The organism is uncultured Pseudomonas sp. (genome assembly GCF_943846705.1).
GTDB lineage: Bacteria > Pseudomonadota > Gammaproteobacteria > Pseudomonadales > Pseudomonadaceae > Aquipseudomonas.
This window is the reverse complement of the sequence record NZ_OX044366.1, coordinates 3,148,849-3,165,774: the sequence shown is the minus strand read 5'-3', so window position 1 is coordinate 3,165,774 and position 16,926 is coordinate 3,148,849. Positions and strand designations below refer to the sequence as shown.

The 16,926-nt window shown below is 56.7% G+C and carries 15 protein-coding genes; 2 read left to right on the top strand and 13 right to left on the bottom strand.

The genetic code is table 11. The features are described from left to right. The first annotated feature begins 178 nt into the window (after positions 1-178). Positions 179-469, top strand: coding sequence for a hypothetical protein (locus tag Q0V31_RS14915; protein WP_298188749.1), 291 nt, complete (start codon positions 179-181; stop codon positions 467-469). A 58-nt stretch (positions 470-527) separates the two neighbouring features. On the opposite strand, the gene Q0V31_RS14910 is transcribed toward Q0V31_RS14915, so the two are convergent. From Q0V31_RS14910 to sdhC, 12 genes are all read right to left on the bottom strand, one after another. Beyond that, positions 528-920 (bottom strand): MAPEG family protein, encoded by a 393-nt coding sequence (locus Q0V31_RS14910; RefSeq protein WP_298188747.1) that lies wholly within the window; start codon positions 918-920, stop codon positions 528-530. Beyond that, positions 917-1,648, bottom strand: a complete 732-nt coding sequence (locus Q0V31_RS14905; protein ID WP_298188745.1) for a DUF599 family protein — start codon at positions 1,646-1,648, stop codon at positions 917-919. Before Q0V31_RS14905 ends, Q0V31_RS14910 begins: the two co-directional genes overlap by 4 nt. Before the next feature lie 100 nt (positions 1,649-1,748). Continuing rightward, complete coding sequence (brnQ, locus tag Q0V31_RS14900) at positions 1,749-3,062, bottom strand: branched-chain amino acid transport system II carrier protein (RefSeq protein WP_298188729.1); 1,314 nt, start codon at positions 3,060-3,062, stop codon at positions 1,749-1,751. A 282-nt stretch (positions 3,063-3,344) separates the two neighbouring features. Continuing rightward, the gene (gene sucD, locus Q0V31_RS14895) at positions 3,345-4,232 is read right to left on the bottom strand and encodes a succinate--CoA ligase subunit alpha (protein WP_136664820.1); all 888 of its coding nucleotides are present in this window, start codon (positions 4,230-4,232) and stop codon (positions 3,345-3,347) included. Then, on the bottom strand, positions 4,232-5,398 hold the full coding sequence (sucC, locus tag Q0V31_RS14890; protein WP_298188719.1) for an ADP-forming succinate--CoA ligase subunit beta: 1,167 nt from the start codon (positions 5,396-5,398) through the stop codon (positions 4,232-4,234). Before sucC ends, sucD begins: the two co-directional genes overlap by 1 nt. A 210-nt stretch (positions 5,399-5,608) precedes the next feature. Further along, positions 5,609-7,045 (bottom strand): dihydrolipoyl dehydrogenase, encoded by a 1,437-nt coding sequence (gene lpdA, locus Q0V31_RS14885; protein WP_298188717.1) that lies wholly within the window; start codon positions 7,043-7,045, stop codon positions 5,609-5,611. 65 nt (positions 7,046-7,110) lie between these two features. Then, positions 7,111-8,331, bottom strand: coding sequence for a 2-oxoglutarate dehydrogenase complex dihydrolipoyllysine-residue succinyltransferase (gene odhB / locus Q0V31_RS14880; protein ID WP_298188715.1), 1,221 nt, complete (start codon positions 8,329-8,331; stop codon positions 7,111-7,113). Between the two features lie 68 nt (positions 8,332-8,399). Continuing rightward, on the bottom strand, positions 8,400-11,231 hold the full coding sequence (locus Q0V31_RS14875; RefSeq protein ID WP_298188713.1) for a 2-oxoglutarate dehydrogenase E1 component: 2,832 nt from the start codon (positions 11,229-11,231) through the stop codon (positions 8,400-8,402). A gap of 247 nt (positions 11,232-11,478) precedes the next feature. After that, entirely contained in the window at positions 11,479-12,186 is a 708-nt protein-coding gene (locus Q0V31_RS14870; protein WP_298191089.1) for a succinate dehydrogenase iron-sulfur subunit, read from the bottom strand. 26 nt (positions 12,187-12,212) lie between these two features. Beyond that, positions 12,213-13,985, bottom strand: a complete 1,773-nt coding sequence (sdhA, locus tag Q0V31_RS14865; RefSeq protein WP_298188712.1) for a succinate dehydrogenase flavoprotein subunit — start codon at positions 13,983-13,985, stop codon at positions 12,213-12,215. Between the two features lie 3 nt (positions 13,986-13,988). After that, positions 13,989-14,357 carry a succinate dehydrogenase, hydrophobic membrane anchor protein gene (sdhD, locus tag Q0V31_RS14860; RefSeq protein WP_298188710.1) on the bottom strand — a complete coding sequence of 123 codons (369 nt, stop codon included), beginning with the start codon at positions 14,355-14,357 and terminating at the stop codon, positions 13,989-13,991. Beyond that, entirely contained in the window at positions 14,351-14,725 is a 375-nt protein-coding gene (gene sdhC, locus Q0V31_RS14855; RefSeq protein ID WP_298188708.1) for a succinate dehydrogenase, cytochrome b556 subunit, read from the bottom strand. The genes sdhD and sdhC overlap by 7 nt, the downstream gene beginning before the upstream one ends. 362 nt (positions 14,726-15,087) lie before the next feature. Between sdhC and gltA the strand changes: the two genes are divergently transcribed. Further along, on the top strand, positions 15,088-16,362 hold the full coding sequence (gene gltA / locus Q0V31_RS14850) for a citrate synthase (RefSeq protein WP_298188706.1): 1,275 nt from the start codon (positions 15,088-15,090) through the stop codon (positions 16,360-16,362). 119 nt (positions 16,363-16,481) lie between these two features. Here the strand turns inward: gltA and Q0V31_RS14845 are convergent, their stop codons facing one another. Continuing rightward, positions 16,482-16,742, bottom strand: a complete 261-nt coding sequence (locus tag Q0V31_RS14845; RefSeq protein WP_298188703.1) for a YkgJ family cysteine cluster protein — start codon at positions 16,740-16,742, stop codon at positions 16,482-16,484. Positions 16,743-16,926: the final 184 nt, after the last annotated feature.

The following is a 16,926-nucleotide window of genomic DNA, read 5'->3' as shown; positions in this document are numbered from 1 at the left end:
AGACAACTGCACAAAGGGTGAGCATGATACCTGCAGACAGAAGGACCGGCACCACGGCCACAACCAGCGGGTGAGAACTAGCGGGCATCTCACGGAGGAACTTCGGCGAAAAACTGTTGTTTAATGGCTATGCTTGGGAAACCCTGCATCGATTACTACATTACAAGGAGTACTAACTGTGCAAAAGCCATTCACCTATGCCCTGCTGCTCGCCGCCATGCTTGGCCTGGCCGCGTGTGAGAAAGCCCCGGAAGACAAAATGGAGTCGGCCAAGGAATCCGCAGCTGAAGCCATCGAATCCATGGGTGATGCTGTTAAAGAGACTGGCGATGCCATCGAGCAGAAAGCCGATGAAGTAATGGGCACCGAGCCAACCACTGGCGAGAAAATCGAAGATGCCGCCAACGATGCAGCTGATGCCATCAGCGACGCTGGCGAAGAAGTCAAAGACGCAGTTGAAGGCAACTAAGCCTTCCAACTGAAACAAACAGGCCCGCATATTGCGGGCCTGTTTGTTTATGGCGTAATTAAAGTGCCGGGGTGAGCATCAGTAGCAGGCTACACAACAGCCCCACTACCCAGACCACACTGCGCTGCCAGTGCAAGTCAGCCCAGTAGCAAAACAGATACAGCACCCGCGCTACTACAAAAGTCACGGCCAACACATCCACCAGAATGCCGTGATTATTAGTCACATAGGCCACCAACACGCCCGCTGCAAACAGCGGAAACGCCTCGATACTGTTCAAGTGCGCTGCCAGGGCACGCGCACCAAAACCATTCAAGCGCGCTTGCTGGGCACGCGGATGATGATTGTCGTAGTGACCGCCACCCTCTGTCGCCATCGCTTTGGCCAGCGGCGCCTTGGCGATGAAAATCAATAGCGCACTGATAAACAGACACCAGAACGGGATGCTCACTCGCTTTTCTCCTTGGCCGCTTCAAATGGGGTCTGGGTGTAGACCATCACCTCAAGCACATCCGAGTGAAACTCGCGGCGATACAAGATCAATACCACTCCTGTGCTCACCAGCATGAAAAACCATGGATTGATAAACCAGGCCAAGGTCGCCATGCCAAAGTAATAGGCGCGCAAGCCCTGGTTGAACTGGTTGGCTGCCATCGAGATGACCCGCGCAGTCCGTTCGGCAAAGGCTTTGCGCTCCTGCTCGGTAACATGTCGCTCGCCAATCATCGGTGCAGAGCCAATTAGAGTCGCCGCAAAATTGTACTGGCGCATGCACCAACTGAACGTGAAGAAGGCATAGACGAACACCACCCCCAAGCACAGCAACTTGACCTCAGAAAGCCCGCGACTGGCGGCCTGGACAAAAGGCAGATCAGCCAGCAACGATACTGCGCGATCAGAAGACCCCAGCACGGTGAGAATGCCGGCGAGAATAATCAGCGTGCTGGATGCAAAAAATGAGGCGTTACGCTCCAGATTGCCAATCACATTGGCATCGGCGATGCGGTTGTCGCGCAGCAGCATGCGGCGCATCCAGTCCTCACGGTACAAGTGCAGCACGCTGGCCAAACAGGGTGTGGTGCGGCCCTTGGCCTGGGCATAACGGGTATAACCGGCCCAGCACACTACAAACCAGAGAGCGGCGAGTAAGTGCGGTAGGTAATAGTCACTGATTGACATGCAAACTCCTTGTTAACCTGCGCCGATTATAGACAGGCCTGGCTTTCAGTTGGCCAACAAAAAGGCCGCTCAATGAGCGGCCTTGGGTATACAGCAGAACTTAGCTCGCCGCGGCTTGCGGCGCGCCCAGTGCGCGATCCACCACCACAGCCAGCAGCAAGGTCAGCAGCACAGGCAGTAACCAACCGAGGCTCTGATCCGCCAACGGCAATTCGCTGAAGAACTGCGGAATCATGGCCTTGCCTCCTGCTGCAGCTATGCCATCAACCAGGCCGAAAATCAGGGTTACCACCATAACCGGGCGGAACACCCGTGCCGGCGAGCACCACAGATCATCCAGCAAGCTCAGCGCTACCAGCACGATCGCCAGCGGGTACAAGCCGACGAGAACCGGGATCGAGAAACTGATCAACTGGGTCAGTCCCTGATTGGCTACCAGCAAGCTGAACAGCCCCAGCGCGATCACCACGGTGCGGTAGGACACTGGCAACAGGCCACTGAAGAACTCACCACACGCAGTCAACAGACCCACGGCCGTGGTCAAACAGGCCAGGGTGATCACCACTGCCAGCAACAGACTGCCCGTGGTGCCGAAGGTGTGCTGCACATAGGCAGTGAGCACCTGCACGCCATTCTGCGCTTCACCGGCAATCTCCTGGCTGGTCGCGCCCAGGTAGAACAGCGCCAGATAGACCAACGACAACCCCACAGCAGCAATAAGACCGGCTATCACCGAATAGCGGGTAATCAGCTTGCCATCAGTCACGCCATGGTCGCGAATTGCGGTAGCAATCACGATTCCGAACACCAGGGCACCAAGGGTATCCATGGTCAGGTACCCCTGCAGAAAGCCCTGCACAAATGGCGTGCGTTGATAATCCGCCGCTACCTGACCAATCTCACCCGCCGGTACCAACAGTGCAGCACCGCCCAATACCAGCAGTGAGGCGAGCAGTACCGGGGTAATGTATTTACCGATCCGATCAACCAGTTGCCCAGGGTTCAGGGACAGGAACAACACTGCTGCGAAATAAGCCAGGGTGTAGAGCAGCAACGCCGTGCTGCTATTGCCGCTGAAAGGCGCTATGCCCATCTCAAACGACACCACAGCCGTACGCGGAGTAGCAAACAACGGACCAATGGCCAAGTAGACTGCGACCGCGAACAGTAGGCCGGCACGCTTGCCCAGTGGCGCGGTCAGCAGCGCCATACCACCGCCAACGCGGGCCAGCGCAACAATAGTCAGCAACGGCAGACCAACGCCCGTGAGCAGGAAACCCAGCGCTGCCGGGCCGATATTTTCACCCGCAGCCATACCGGCACTGGGAGGAAAGATGATGTTGCCGGCGCCGAGGAACAGCGCAAACGTCATAAAACCGAGGGCCAGGACATCCGAGCCTTTCAAACGTGTCATAGAAGGGAATACCACAGGCAGAAAGTTAAAATTCCGAGGGTTTCCCGAAGGATCGGGGGAAACGTCACCCCGCCGGTTAAGCGGAGCCACTGCAGCACCTTGAACCGCTTATGACGGAACAGGTGGTAATAGTTGCAAGCCTAACGAATTTGTCCAGCCAGCGGCACTGGCGCATGTCGGGCTGTCGGACTGGTGAATAAAGCTGTCGCCTCAACGACAGTTCCCGTATGACTGAAATAGAAAAGGCCACCCGAAGGTGGCCTTTTCTTAAGTCAAAAAGCCTTAGGCTTTTTTGACTTCCCAACCGGTCAGCTCGGCCAGGGCCTTACCGATATCAGCCAGGGAACGCACGGTTTTCACACCAGCGTCTTGCAGGGCTGCGAACTTCTCGTCTGCAGTACCCTTGCCGCCGGAGATGATTGCGCCGGCGTGGCCCATACGCTTGCCTGGAGGCGCAGTAACGCCGGCAATGTAGGAAACCACTGGCTTGGTCACGTTAGCCTTGATGTAGGCAGCCGCTTCTTCTTCAGCCGAACCGCCGATCTCACCGATCATCACGATCGCTTCGGTCTTCGGGTCTTCCTGGAACAGCTTCAGGATGTCGATGAAGTTGGAGCCTGGAATCGGGTCACCGCCGATACCAACACAGGTGGACTGACCGAAGCCAGCGTCTGTGGTCTGCTTAACAGCTTCGTAAGTCAGGGTGCCGGAACGCGACACGATGCCTACTTTGCCTGGCAAGTGGATGTGACCGGGCATGATGCCGATCTTGCACTCGCCCGGAGTGATCACGCCTGGGCAGTTCGGGCCGATCAGGACCACGCCCAGTTCATCACACTTGACCTTGGCTTCGAGCATGTCGATGGTCGCGATGCCTTCGGTGATACACACGATCAGCTTGATGCCGCCCATGGCCGCTTCAAGGATCGAGTCCTTGCAGAACGGAGCTGGAACGTAGATCACGCTGGCGGTAGCGCCAGTCTGCTCAACCGCTTCACGCACGGTGTTGAACACCGGCAGGTTCAGGTGAGTGGTGCCGCCTTTACCTGGAGTCACGCCGCCAACCATCTTGGTGCCGTAGGCGATGGCTTGCTCGGAGTGGAAAGTACCCTGCGAGCCGGTGAAGCCCTGGCAGATAACTTTGGTGTCTTTATTAATCAGGACGCTCATTACTTGCCCTCCGCAGCTTTGACGACTTGCTGAGCAGCGTCGGTCAGGCTGGTTGCCGCGATGATGTTCAGGCCACTTTCTGCCAGGACTTTAGCGCCCAGCTCGGCGTTGTTACCTTCAAGGCGAACAACTACCGGAATCTTAACGCCGACTTCTTTCACCGCGCCGATGATGCCTTCGGCAATCATGTCGCAACGAACGATACCGCCGAAGATGTTTACCAGAACGGCAGCAACGTTGCTGTCGGACAGGATGATCTTGAACGCTTCGGTTACGCGCTCTTTAGTTGCACCGCCACCAACGTCGAGGAAGTTGGCTGGCTTACCGCCGTGCAGGTTGACGATGTCCATGGTACCCATGGCCAGGCCAGCACCGTTGACCATGCAACCAATGTTACCTTCCAGCGCAACGTAGTTCAGTTCGAACTTGGCAGCATGGGCTTCACGCGGATCGTCCTGGGACGGATCGTGCATGGCGCGCAGCTTCGGCTGACGGTACATTGCGTTGGCGTCGATGTTGATCTTGGCGTCCAGGCAATGCAGGTTGCCGTCAGCCTTGATCACCAGCGGGTTCACTTCCAGCAGTGCCAGGTCATAGTCCTGGAACAGCTTGGCCAGACCAACGAAGATCTGAGTGAACTGCTTGATCTGATCACCTTCCAGACCCAGCTGGAATGCCAGATCGCGGCCCTGGAACGGCTGAGCACCGACCAGCGGGTCGATAGTGGCCTTGAGAATCTTCTCAGGAGTGTCGTGAGCGATTTTCTCGATGTCCACACCACCTTCGGTGGAGGCCATGAACACGATGCGGCGGCTCGAACGATCTACAACAGCGCCGAGGTACAGCTCCTTGGCGATATCGGTGCAAGACTCGACCAGAATCTGGTTGACCGGCTGACCGTTGGCGTCAGTCTGGTAAGTCACCAGACGCTTGCCAAGCCAGTTGGCAGCGAAAGCCTTGGCGTCTTCTGTGCTCTTGACCAGCTTCACGCCGCCCGCTTTACCGCGACCGCCGGCATGGACCTGAGCCTTAACAACCCACTCAGTGCCACCGATTTTATCGCAGGCTTCTGCGGCTTCTTCTGGGGTGTTTACCGCGAAGCCCTTGGATACGGGCAGGCCGTATTCAGCGAACAGCTGCTTACCCTGATACTCGTGGAGATTCATGCTTGTCTACCGTCTTCGTTTAGGTATTGCGCATACGGTGCTGCACTTGTGATGCCGCACCACCTGTGACTGCTTCTGGAGCAATCCGACAAACCTTCCGCGCAGCAGCCTAAGCCGTGCGCGGGCAGTTTGCCGTGGTTCTTCCTATTGAGCCGCCACCTTCATCGGTACACAACGCCGACGAAGGTAACCGCTCAAATAAACAACGACTTAACGCTTCTTGCGGTTGGCGATGTGGATGGCCTGGCCATGCACGGCCAAGGCGGCTTCGTGCAGCGCCTCGGACAGCGTCGGGTGGGAGAAGACCATCATCCCCAGATCCTCGGCGCTGGTGCCGAACTCCATACCGATTGCACCCTGCTGTACCAGTTCAGCAGCGCTCGGGCCAATTACGTGTACACCCAGAACGCGGTCAGTGTTGGCATCAGCAATCACCTTGACGAAACCGCCGGTATCGTTAGCCGCCATGGCGCGACCGCTGGCAGCAAACGGGAAGGTACCGACGTTAACGGCAACGCCTTCAGTCTTCAGCTGCTGCTCGGTCTTACCAACCCATGCGATTTCCGGGTGGGTGTAGATAACCGAAGGAATCAGGTCGTAGTTCATCTGGGCTTTATGCCCGGCGATGCGCTCGGCAACCATGATGCCTTCTTCAGAAGCCTTGTGAGCCAGCATTGCACCACGCACCACGTCACCGATGGCGTAGACGCCCGGCACGCTGGTGGAACACTGATCATCGACAAAGATAAAGCCACGCTCGTCCATGTCGACGCCGCTATCGGTAGCCAGCAGATCGGTGGTGACTGGGCGACGGCCGACGGCAACGATCAGCTTGTCGAAAACGATCTTCTGCTCGCCTTCCGCGTCGGTGAAGTTAACCGTGACTTGCTTCTTCTTCACTTCCGAACCCGTGACGCGCGCGCCCAGGCGGATGTTCAAACCTTGCTTGGTGAGGGTTTTCAGCGCTTCTTTGGCGACCTGCTCATCGGCAGCCGGGAGGAACTTGTCCAGGGCTTCCAGGACGGTAACTTCAGCACCCAAACGGGCCCAAACCGAACCCAGCTCCAGGCCAATTACACCCGCGCCGATCACGCCAAGCTTCTTCGGCACGCTCTGGAATTCCAGGGCGCCTGTGGAGTCGACGATCACATCTTGATCAACCGGCGCTGGCGGAATATCGATCGGCTTGGAGCCGGAGGCCAGGATCACATGCTCAGCTGCGACGATCTGCGTCTTACCATCGGATCCGGTGACTTCAACTTGCTTGCCTGCCAGCAACTTGCCGTGGCCTTCAAGCAGGGTCACGCCGTTGGCCTTGAACAGACCGGCAACACCACCAGTGAGGTTTTTCACGATGTTGGCTTTACGGCCAATCATCGCAGGCACATCGATAGTCACGCCTTTGGCTTCAATACCGTGAATAGCGAAGCCTTCGTGTGCTTCGTGGTATTTCCAGGAGCTGTCCAGCAGGGCCTTGGACGGAATACAGCCGACGTTCAGGCAAGTACCACCGAGGGCAGTCTTGCCCTCCTTATCTTGGTACTTCTCAATGCACGCTGTTTTCAAACCGAGTTGAGCGGCTTTGATCGCGGCTACATAACCGCCAGGGCCGGCACCGATGACTACCACGTCGAATTTCTGGGTCATAACGTATTCCTTCTCGAATAAACCGGACGGCCCTGTGTACAGGGCCGCCGTGGGAGAAACTGGCTTTAGATATCCAGCAGCAAGCGCGCCGGGTCTTCCAGCAAGTTTTTGATGGTCACCAGGAAGGTCACGGCTTCCTTACCATCAATCAGGCGGTGATCGTAAGACAACGCCAAGTACATCATCGGGCGAATCACCACTTGGCCGTTGATGGCCATCGGACGCTGAAGGATGTTATGCATCCCCAAGATCGCAGCTTGTGGTGGGTTGACGATCGGCGTCGACATCATCGAACCGAAGGTACCACCGTTAGTAATAGTGAACGTGCCGCCGGTCATTTCGTCGATCGACAATTTGCCGTCGCGGGCTTTTTTACCAAAAGTGGCAATGCCATTTTCGATTTCAGCCAGGCTCATCAGTTCAGCGTTACGCAGCACTGGAACCACCAGACCACGATCGCTGGATACCGCAACACCGACGTCCGCGTAACCGTGGTAAACGATGTCGGCACCGTCAATCGAGGCGTTGACCGCAGGAAAACGCTTCAGCGCTTCGGTAGCCGCTTTAACGAAGAACGACATAAAGCCCAAGCGCACGCCATTGTGCGACTTCTCAAACAGGTCCTTGTACTTCGAGCGCAGCGCCATGACTTCAGTCATGTCGACTTCGTTGAAGGTGGTCAGCATGGCCATGTTCGACTGCGCTTCGACCAGGCGACGGGCCACGGTGGCACGCACGCGAGTCATCGGTACGCGCTTCTCTGTGCGGTCGCCCGTAGCAAATACTGGAGCAGCGGCAGCAGGCGCAGCAGCCTTGGCAGCAGGGGCAGCTGGGGCGTTTTTCTTCGCTTCAACGGCGGCAACCACATCTTCCTTGGTTACACGACCACCTTTGCCGCTACCGGCAATACTGTTCGGGTCGATGCCGTTTTCTTCGGCGATCTTACGCGCGGCCGGCGAAAGAATCTGATCATCACCAGCGGCAGCAGTCGAAGCAGCGGCGGCAGGTGCAGCAGTTTGTGCAGCGGCCGGCGCAGGAGCAGCAGCACCGCCCTCGCCCAGGGTGCCGAGGACTTCATTGCTGAGGACGGTGTCGCCTTCATTCTTAACGATTTGTGCGAGGACGCCGTCGGCCTCGGCCAGCACTTCGATCACTACCTTGTCGGTTTCAATGTCGACGATCAGCTCGTCGCGCTTGACCGCATCGCCCGGCTTCTTGTGCCAAGTGGCCACGGTGCCGTCGGCAACCGATTCCGGGAAAGTAGGGGCTTTGATCTCGATAGCCATTATGTGTGGTTCCTTAAATTCGGTTTTTCTAGCAGGCGGCCCAGTCGGCCGCCTGTTGCGCGAAGGCGTTAAACAGTAAAGGCGTCTTGCAGGAGTTTTTCCTGCTGTTCAGCGTGCATCGATGCATAACCACAGGCAGGTGCGGCAGACGCCTCACGACCGGCGTACTCGAGGAGCAGCGTTTTCTTGTGCGCTGTTGCCACGCGACGCATGTGATGCTGACTGCAGTACCAAGCGCCCTGGTTCATCGGCTCTTCCTGACACCAGACGATGTGCTTGAGGTGCTTGTACGCCGACAAAGCCTCGGTCAAATCTTCTTCAGGGAACGGATAAAGCTGCTCGATACGCACGATGGCGATGTCTTCGCGACCTTCGTTGCGGCGCTTTTCCAGCAAGTCGTAGTAGACCTTGCCGCTGCACAGTACAAGACGTTCGACTTTCTTCGGATCGATTGCATCGATCTCCGGAATTACCGTCTGGAACGAGCCTTCGGCTAGATCTTCCAGCGTCGAGATGGCCAGTTTATGGCGCAACAGCGACTTCGGCGTCAATACAACCAATGGCTTGCGCAGCGGGCGGATCACCTGGCGGCGGAGCAAGTGGTAGATCTGCGCAGGCGTCGTTGGTACCGCAACCTGCATGTTGTGCTCAGCGCACAGCTGCAGATAACGTTCCAGACGTGCCGAGCTGTGTTCAGGCCCCTGCCCTTCATAACCGTGTGGCAACAGCATGGTCAGGCCGCACAGACGACCCCACTTGTGCTCACCGCTGGAAATGAACTGGTCGAACACCACCTGGGCACCGTTGGCGAAGTCGCCAAACTGAGCTTCCCATATCACCAACGCATTCGGCTGGGTAGTAGCGTAGCCATATTCAAACGCCAGTACCGCTTCTTCCGACAAGAAGGAGTCGTACAGGTCAAAGGCCGGCTGACCTTCATACAGGTTCTTCAGCGGCACATAAGCAGTGGCATCTTTCTGGTTATGCAGCACCGCATGGCGGTGCGAGAACGTGCCACGGCCGATGTCCTGGCCGGTCATGCGGATCGGGTGGCCTTCAAACAACAGCGTCGCGTACGCCATCGTTTCGGCGTAGCCCCAGTTGATTGACAGCGCACCGGCACCCATCTTCTGCCGGTCTTCAAGAATCTTCGCCACCTGACGCTGGACAACCACGCCTTCTGGAATTTCCAGCAGCTTGTTCGACAGTTCCTGCAGGGTTTTCAGCTCGAAACGCGTGTCATGGCGCGCGGTCCAGGCGTGACCCAGATAAGGGCGCCAATCGACGAACAGCTCCTTGTTCGGTTCCTTGACCAGGCTCTTGACCACATGCTGACCGTTATCCAGCGCGGTGCGGTACTCATCGATCTTGGCCTGCACGTCATCAGTTGACTGGCGCGCGGCAGCAATCAGCGACTCGGCATACAGCTCACGGGTGGTGCGCTGTTTGCTGATCTGCTGATACATGATCGGCTGGGTACCACTCGGCTCGTCGGCCTCGTTGTGGCCGCGGCGACGGTAGCAAACCAAGTCAATCACCACGTCACGTTTGAACTGCATGCGGTAATCGACGGCCAGTTGGGTTACAAACAGCACCGCTTCCGGATCGTCACCGTTTACGTGCAGGATCGGCGCTTGAATCATCTTCGCCACATCGGTGCAGTACTCAGTGGAGCGCGAGTCCAGCGGGTTGCTGATGGTGAAGCCAACCTGGTTGTTGATCACGATATGGATGGTGCCGCCCGTCTTGAAGCCACGGGTCTGCGACATCTGGAAGGTTTCCATGACCACACCCTGACCGGCGAATGCCGCATCACCGTGCAGGGAAACTGGCAGAACCTTCTCACCCGACGCATCGTTACGACGATCCTGACGGGCGCGCACAGAACCCTCGACCACCGGAGAAACGATCTCCAGGTGCGACGGGTTGAACGCCATGGCCAGGTGCACTTCGCCGCCAGCGGTCATCACGTTGGAAGAGAAGCCCTGATGGTATTTCACATCACCAGAGGACAGGCCTGCGGTTTTCTTGCCTTCGAACTCGTCGAACAGATCACGCGGGTTCTTACCAAAGGTGTTAACCAGCACGTTAAGGCGACCACGATGGGCCATGCCGATAACGACTTCCTTGGTGCCATAGGAGCCAGAGCGCTGAATCAACTCATCGAGTAGCGGAATCAGGCTCTCGCCGCCTTCCAGACCGAAACGTTTGGTGCCCGGGTATTTAGTCCCCAGGTACTTTTCCAGTCCCTCAGCTGCAGTCAGGCGCTCAAGCAGATGACTCTGCACCTCGACCGAGAATTGCGGACGGCCGCGTACGCTTTCCAGGCGCTGCTGGAACCAGGTGCGCTGCTCGGAATCGACGATATGGGTGAACTCAGAACCGATGGTGCGACAATATGTCTGCTGCAACGCATCGTGAATTTCGCGCAGAGTGGCTTCTTCCTTACCAAGGTGAAGCCCACCTGTGCGGAATGTGGTGTCTAGGTCAGCATCAGTCAGACCATAGTGATTGATTACCAGATCATCCGGCGCAGGACGTTGCCAGAGGCCAAGCGGATCGAGCTGAGCGGCCTGATGGCCACGCATGCGATAAGCCTGAATCAGGCGCAGCACTTCGACTTGCTTCTTCTCGTGCTCACTGCTGACGCTACCAGCAGACACCGGTTGGGCGCGCCGCTGATTTTTAGCAAGCAAGACGAAATGATCGCGAATCGTTGAATGCGATACGTCTGTAGCGGCGCTGCCGTCAGTCGGCAACTTCTGGAAGTAAGTGCGCCACTCTTCTGGCACAGCGTTGGGATCGTGCAGGTAAAGCTCATAGAGCTCTTCCACATAGGCAGCGTTACCACCGGATAGGTGGGCACTGTCCCACATGCGCTGCATCACGCTTTCTTGCATGCTTGGTCACCCTCGGTAAGGGGACACCACCGGCGAAGAAACCGTATGGCTGTCAGTCCTGAAGCAGCGACTGGTAAGCCACTACGGATCCCGCAGATAGTCCGGGCACCAGCCCGGATGCCCCTGCTGGTCGTCATATTTTTTCAAATTAGAACCACCGCTTTGTGAGCAGCAGTTCTGGCTAAAACTACAGCGCCGGATCGAAACCAGCGCTGCAGGTGTTACAGGTCTAGCAAACAGCCGTGAATCAAGTACCGCTTTGCAGCAACATGTTGCGTACGTGGCCAATTGCCTTGGTCGGATTAAGACCCTTAGGGCAAACGTTCACGCAGTTCATGATGCCGCGGCAGCGGAACACGCTAAACGGATCATCCAGAGACGCCAGACGCTCTTCAGTCTTAGTGTCACGGCTATCTGCCAGGAAACGATAAGCTTGCAGCAATGCAGCCGGGCCAAGGAACTTATCAGGGTTCCACCAGAACGATGGGCAGCTGGTGGAGCAGCAGGCGCACAGAATGCACTCATACAGACCATCCAGTTTCTCACGCTCTTCCGGCGACTGCAGGCGCTCGATGGCTGGAGCCAGCGTATCGTTCTGCAAATACGGCTGCACCTTCTCGTACTGCTTGTAGAAGATGCTCATATCAACAGCCAAGTCACGAATGACTGGCAGGCCAGGCAGAGGGCGAATCACCAGCTTGCCGCCTTTAAGGCCAGCTGCTGAAATCGGCGTGATGCAGGCCAGGCCATTCTTGCCATTGATATTCATGCCATCGGAACCGCACACGCCTTCACGGCAAGAGCGACGATAGGAAAAACCCTCGTCCTGCTCCTTCACCAGCGCCAGTACGTCCAGGACCATGATGTCCTTACCGCCGGTATCGACCTGGAAGTCCTGCATAAACGGCGCAGCATCCTGCTCCGGGTTGTAACGATAAACGCTTACTTGCAACAGATTGGCTTGCGACATATCGGCCACCCTTAGTAAGTACGAATCTTGGGTTCAAACGAGGGAACTGTCTTCGGCGAGAAGTTGACCGCACGCTTGCTGACGCGCTTCTCACCCGGGAAGTACAGGGAGTGGCACAGCCAGTTTTCGTCGTCACGCTCTTCAAAGTCTTCACGAGCGTGAGCACCACGGGATTCCTTACGAACCTCGGCTGCCACAGCAGTGGCTTCAGCCACTTCGAGAAGGTTTTGCAGTTCCAATGCTTCGATACGCGCAGTGTTGAATGCCTGGCTCTTGTCCGCGATTTTGACAGTCGCGATCCGCTCACGCAGGTCGGCCAGTTGGGTGATGCCCTTCTGCATGTACTCACCGGTGCGGAACACACCGAAGTAGTTCTGCATGCACTGTTGCAGCTCTTTGCGCAGCGGCGCGACATCTTCACCGGTGGTGCGCTCGTTCACACCCGCCAGACGCTTGAGCGACAGTTCGATATCGGTTTCGCTGGCACCACGGACTTCCACGCCTTCTTTCAGCGCTTTTTCCAAGTGGATACCCGCGGCACGGCCGAACACCACCAGATCGAGCAGCGAGTTACCGCCCAGACGGTTGGCACCGTGCACGGATACGCAGGCCACTTCGCCTACAGCGAACAGACCGTCGATGATCTTGTCGTTGCCGTTGGCATCCTGAGTGATGGCCTGACCATGAATATTGGTCGGCACGCCGCCCATCATGTAGTGGCAGGTCGGAATCACTGGCACTGGAGCAACAACCGGGTCGACGTGAGCGAAGGTCTTGGACAGTTCGCAAATGCCTGGCAGACGGCTGTGCAGCACCTCTTCACCAAGGTGATCAAGCTTGAGCAGTACGTGGTCCTTGTCAGGACCACAACCGTTGCCGGCGAGTACTTCTTTAACCATCGAGCGAGCAACTACGTCACGACCTGCAAGGTCTTTGGCGTTCGGTGCATAACGCTCCATGAAACGCTCGCCATGGGCGTTGATCAGGTAACCACCTTCACCACGGCAACCTTCGGTGACCAGTACGCCCGCGCCGGCAATACCGGTTGGGTGGAACTGCCACATCTCGATGTCCTGCACCGGCACGCCGGCACGCAGGGCCATACCAATACCATCACCGGTATTGATCAGGGCGTTAGTAGTCGAGGCATAAATACGACCAGCACCACCGGTAGCCAGAACCACAGCCTTGGAGCGGATGTAGACGGTTTCGCCAGTTTCGATGCAGATGGCAATGGTGCCGACTACAGCGCCATCCTGGTTCTTCACCAAGTCAACCGCGTACCACTCGTTGAGGAACGAAGTACCGGCTTTCAAGTTGGCCTGATAAAGGGTGTGCAGCAGAGCGTGACCGGTACGGTCAGCTGCCGCGCAGGTACGCGCTGCCTGGGTCGGGTTATCCGGCCCCTTGGACTGACCGCCGAATGGACGCTGATAAATGCGACCCTGCTCGGTACGGGAAAACGGCAAGCCCATGTGCTCAAGTTCGAATACGGCTTCAGGGCCTACGGAACACATGTACTCGATCGCGTCTTGGTCACCGATATAGTCGGAGCCCTTAACGGTGTCATACATGTGCCACCGCCAATCGTCGTTCGGATCAGCGGAGGCGATAGCGCAGGTAATGCCGCCCTGTGCAGACACAGTGTGCGAACGCGTCGGGAAAACCTTGGTGACTACTGCAGTCTTGTGACCACCCTGAGCCAACTGCAACGCAGCGCGCATACCCGCGCCGCCGCCACCAACAATGATGGCGTCATATGAAAGAGTGCGAATGCTTGTCATGGATCAGTTACCCCAAAAAATCTGCACGCCCCAGACGAGAAACACGAAAATGGCAATGCCATACGCGGCCTGGAACAGAAAACGCACGGCAGTCGCCGACTTACCCAGCGCCATTGGCGTCAAGTAATCAGTGGAAATCGTCCACATGCCGACCCAGGCGTGAGCGCAGAGCCCCACCAGTGCCAGCAGACTGAAAATGCGCATAGCATTATTGGAGAACAGACCCTGCCATTCGGCGTAGCCCATACCGGGATTGAGCAATACATAGCCCAGCAAGAACAGCGTGTAAGCAGCAAGAATGACCGCAGAAACCCGCTGAACCATCCAATCAGCAAGACCCGAACGGGCAAAGCTAGTGACGTTAGTTACCATATCCACACCCCCAGCAGCACGATCACGATCGTCGACACGACGAGAACGATTTTCGAACCCAGCTTGCCGCCTTCCAGCGTCTCACCGATGCCCATGTCCATGATCAAGTGGCGTATACCGGCCACCAGGTGGTACAGCAGAGCGGACAACAGACCCCAAATCACGAACTTGGCCAGCGGGCTGGTCAAACATTCCTGCACCTGGGCAAAGCCCTCTTCGGACGCCAGCGACTTGTCGAGGCCATACAACAGAATGGCAATACCAACAAAGAGGATGACACCGGAAATACGGTGAAGAATGGACGTGTAAGCAGTGATTGGGAGTTTGATAGTCCTAAGGTCTAGGTTTACAGGTCTTTGGCTATTCACGGCTTTTTTATCACACTGAGAGCCCCTAACTATCAGGGCAAAGTTGTCGGGAAGTGCACTGGTCAGGTACCCATCACCCAAGGAGTGACAACCACCAAATACGGGCGTACAGCCCTTGGTAGTTGGGCGCAGAGTATAGACAGTTAGGTTACTAATGACAACGCAAAGCCCCCTACCTAAAAGCGCATTGCACAGCATCAATAAATGACGTAAAGAACCCCTTTTTCAACCCCCTAACCAGCCGCAAACCCTTCTGCCGCCTGGCTTCTCGCAAATTGACATTCAAATTTATCTCACTATAGTGGTGCACGCCCTGCGTGGGGGGCAGTCAGATGATTTCAAGCATAACTAGGAGGCCAAACATGGCTGACAAAAAAGCGCAGTTGATCATCGAGGGCGCTGCCCCCGTCGAGCTGCCTATTTTAACCGGCACCGTTGGTCCCGATGTAATTGATGTACGCGGCCTAACAGCCACGGGCCGTTTCACCTTCGACCCTGGCTTTATGTCCACCGCCTCGTGCGAGTCGAAGATCACTTATATTGATGGCGATCAGGGCATCCTGCTACACCGCGGCTACCCAATTGAACAGCTGGCAGAACAATCCGATTATCTGGAGACCTGCTACCTGCTACTGAACGGCGAACTGCCGAACGCAGAAGAAAAAGCCAACTTCGTCAGCACCATCAAGAACCACACCATGGTGCATGAGCAGCTGAAGACCTTTTATAACGGCTTCCGCCGCGACGCTCACCCGATGGCCATCATGTGTGGCGTCGTCGGTGCTCTGTCGGCCTTCTATCATGACTCCCTAGACATCAAGAACCCGCATCACCGCGAAGTTTCGGCCATGCGCCTGATCGCCAAGATGCCGACCATCGCCGCCATGACTTATAAGTACTCCATGGGTCAGCCGATGATGTATCCGCGTAACGACCTGAACTACGCGGAAAACTTCCTGCACATGATGTTCAACACCCCGTGCGAGATCAAACCGATCAACCCGGTACTGGCCAAGGCAATGGATAAGATCTTTATCCTGCATGCCGACCATGAGCAGAACGCTTCGACCTCGACCGTACGTCTGGCAGGTTCTTCGGGCGCCAATCCGTTTGCCTGTATCGCTGCTGGTATCGCCGCCCTCTGGGGCCCGGCACATGGCGGTGCCAACGAAGCGGTACTGAGCATGCTCGATGAAATCGGCGATGTTTCCAACATCGACGCGTTCATCGCCAAAGCCAAAGACAAGGACGATCCGTTCAAGTTGATGGGCTTCGGGCATCGCGTGTACAAAAACCGTGACCCGCGCGCCACGGTGATGAAGCAGACCTGCGACGAAGTACTGAAAGAGCTGGGCATCAAGAATGATCCACAACTGGAACTGGCGATGCGTCTGGAAGAAATCGCCCTGACCGACCCTTACTTCATCGAGCGCTCGCTGTATCCAAACGTGGACTTCTACTCGGGTATCATCCTCAAAGCGATCGGCATTCCGACCAGCATGTTCACCGTGATCTTCGCCCTGGCGCGCACCGTCGGCTGGATCTCGCACTGGAAAGAAATGCTCTCCAGCCCGTACAAGATTGGCCGTCCGCGCCAGCTGTACACCGGCTATGCGCAGCGCGATCTGAGCAAATAACTCAGGTTGCACCGCAATAAAAAAGGCTGCCCTCGGGCAGCCTTTTTTGCATCTGGATATCCGACCTTATCGTAACCCAGGTAAATCACCCAGCAGCCCTGAGCCCCTAGGCCATAGCCTCAGACCGCAATCGCAGTACTCTGTTCCAGCCAGCCCAGCAACTGCATGGCCTGCGCCGTAGTACTGCCGCAGACATACTCGGCAGCCTGAAACGCCGAACACACCGCCGGCCGCTCAGGCTGACCGAAGATTAAACAGTGATTATCTGCATCCAACTGCACGCAGCGCACACCTGCCGGCTTGCCATCAGGCATACCAGGAATCGGAGAGCTGATCGAAGGGGCAATGCAGCAGGCACCACAGCCAGCTCGGCAATTCATCAATGGCAAACCTCGAAACCAACAAAACAGATAAGGCCGCAGAGTTTACGCCGCCTTAACTGTTTTCTGTATTTCAGCGCCTAAAGATTCAGACGAAAAGGAAACATTAACAAACCGCGCCATAGCCCTATCAGCTAACCACTCAGGACAAACGCCCAGCATCAAGACTGAGAGACGGTCTGCT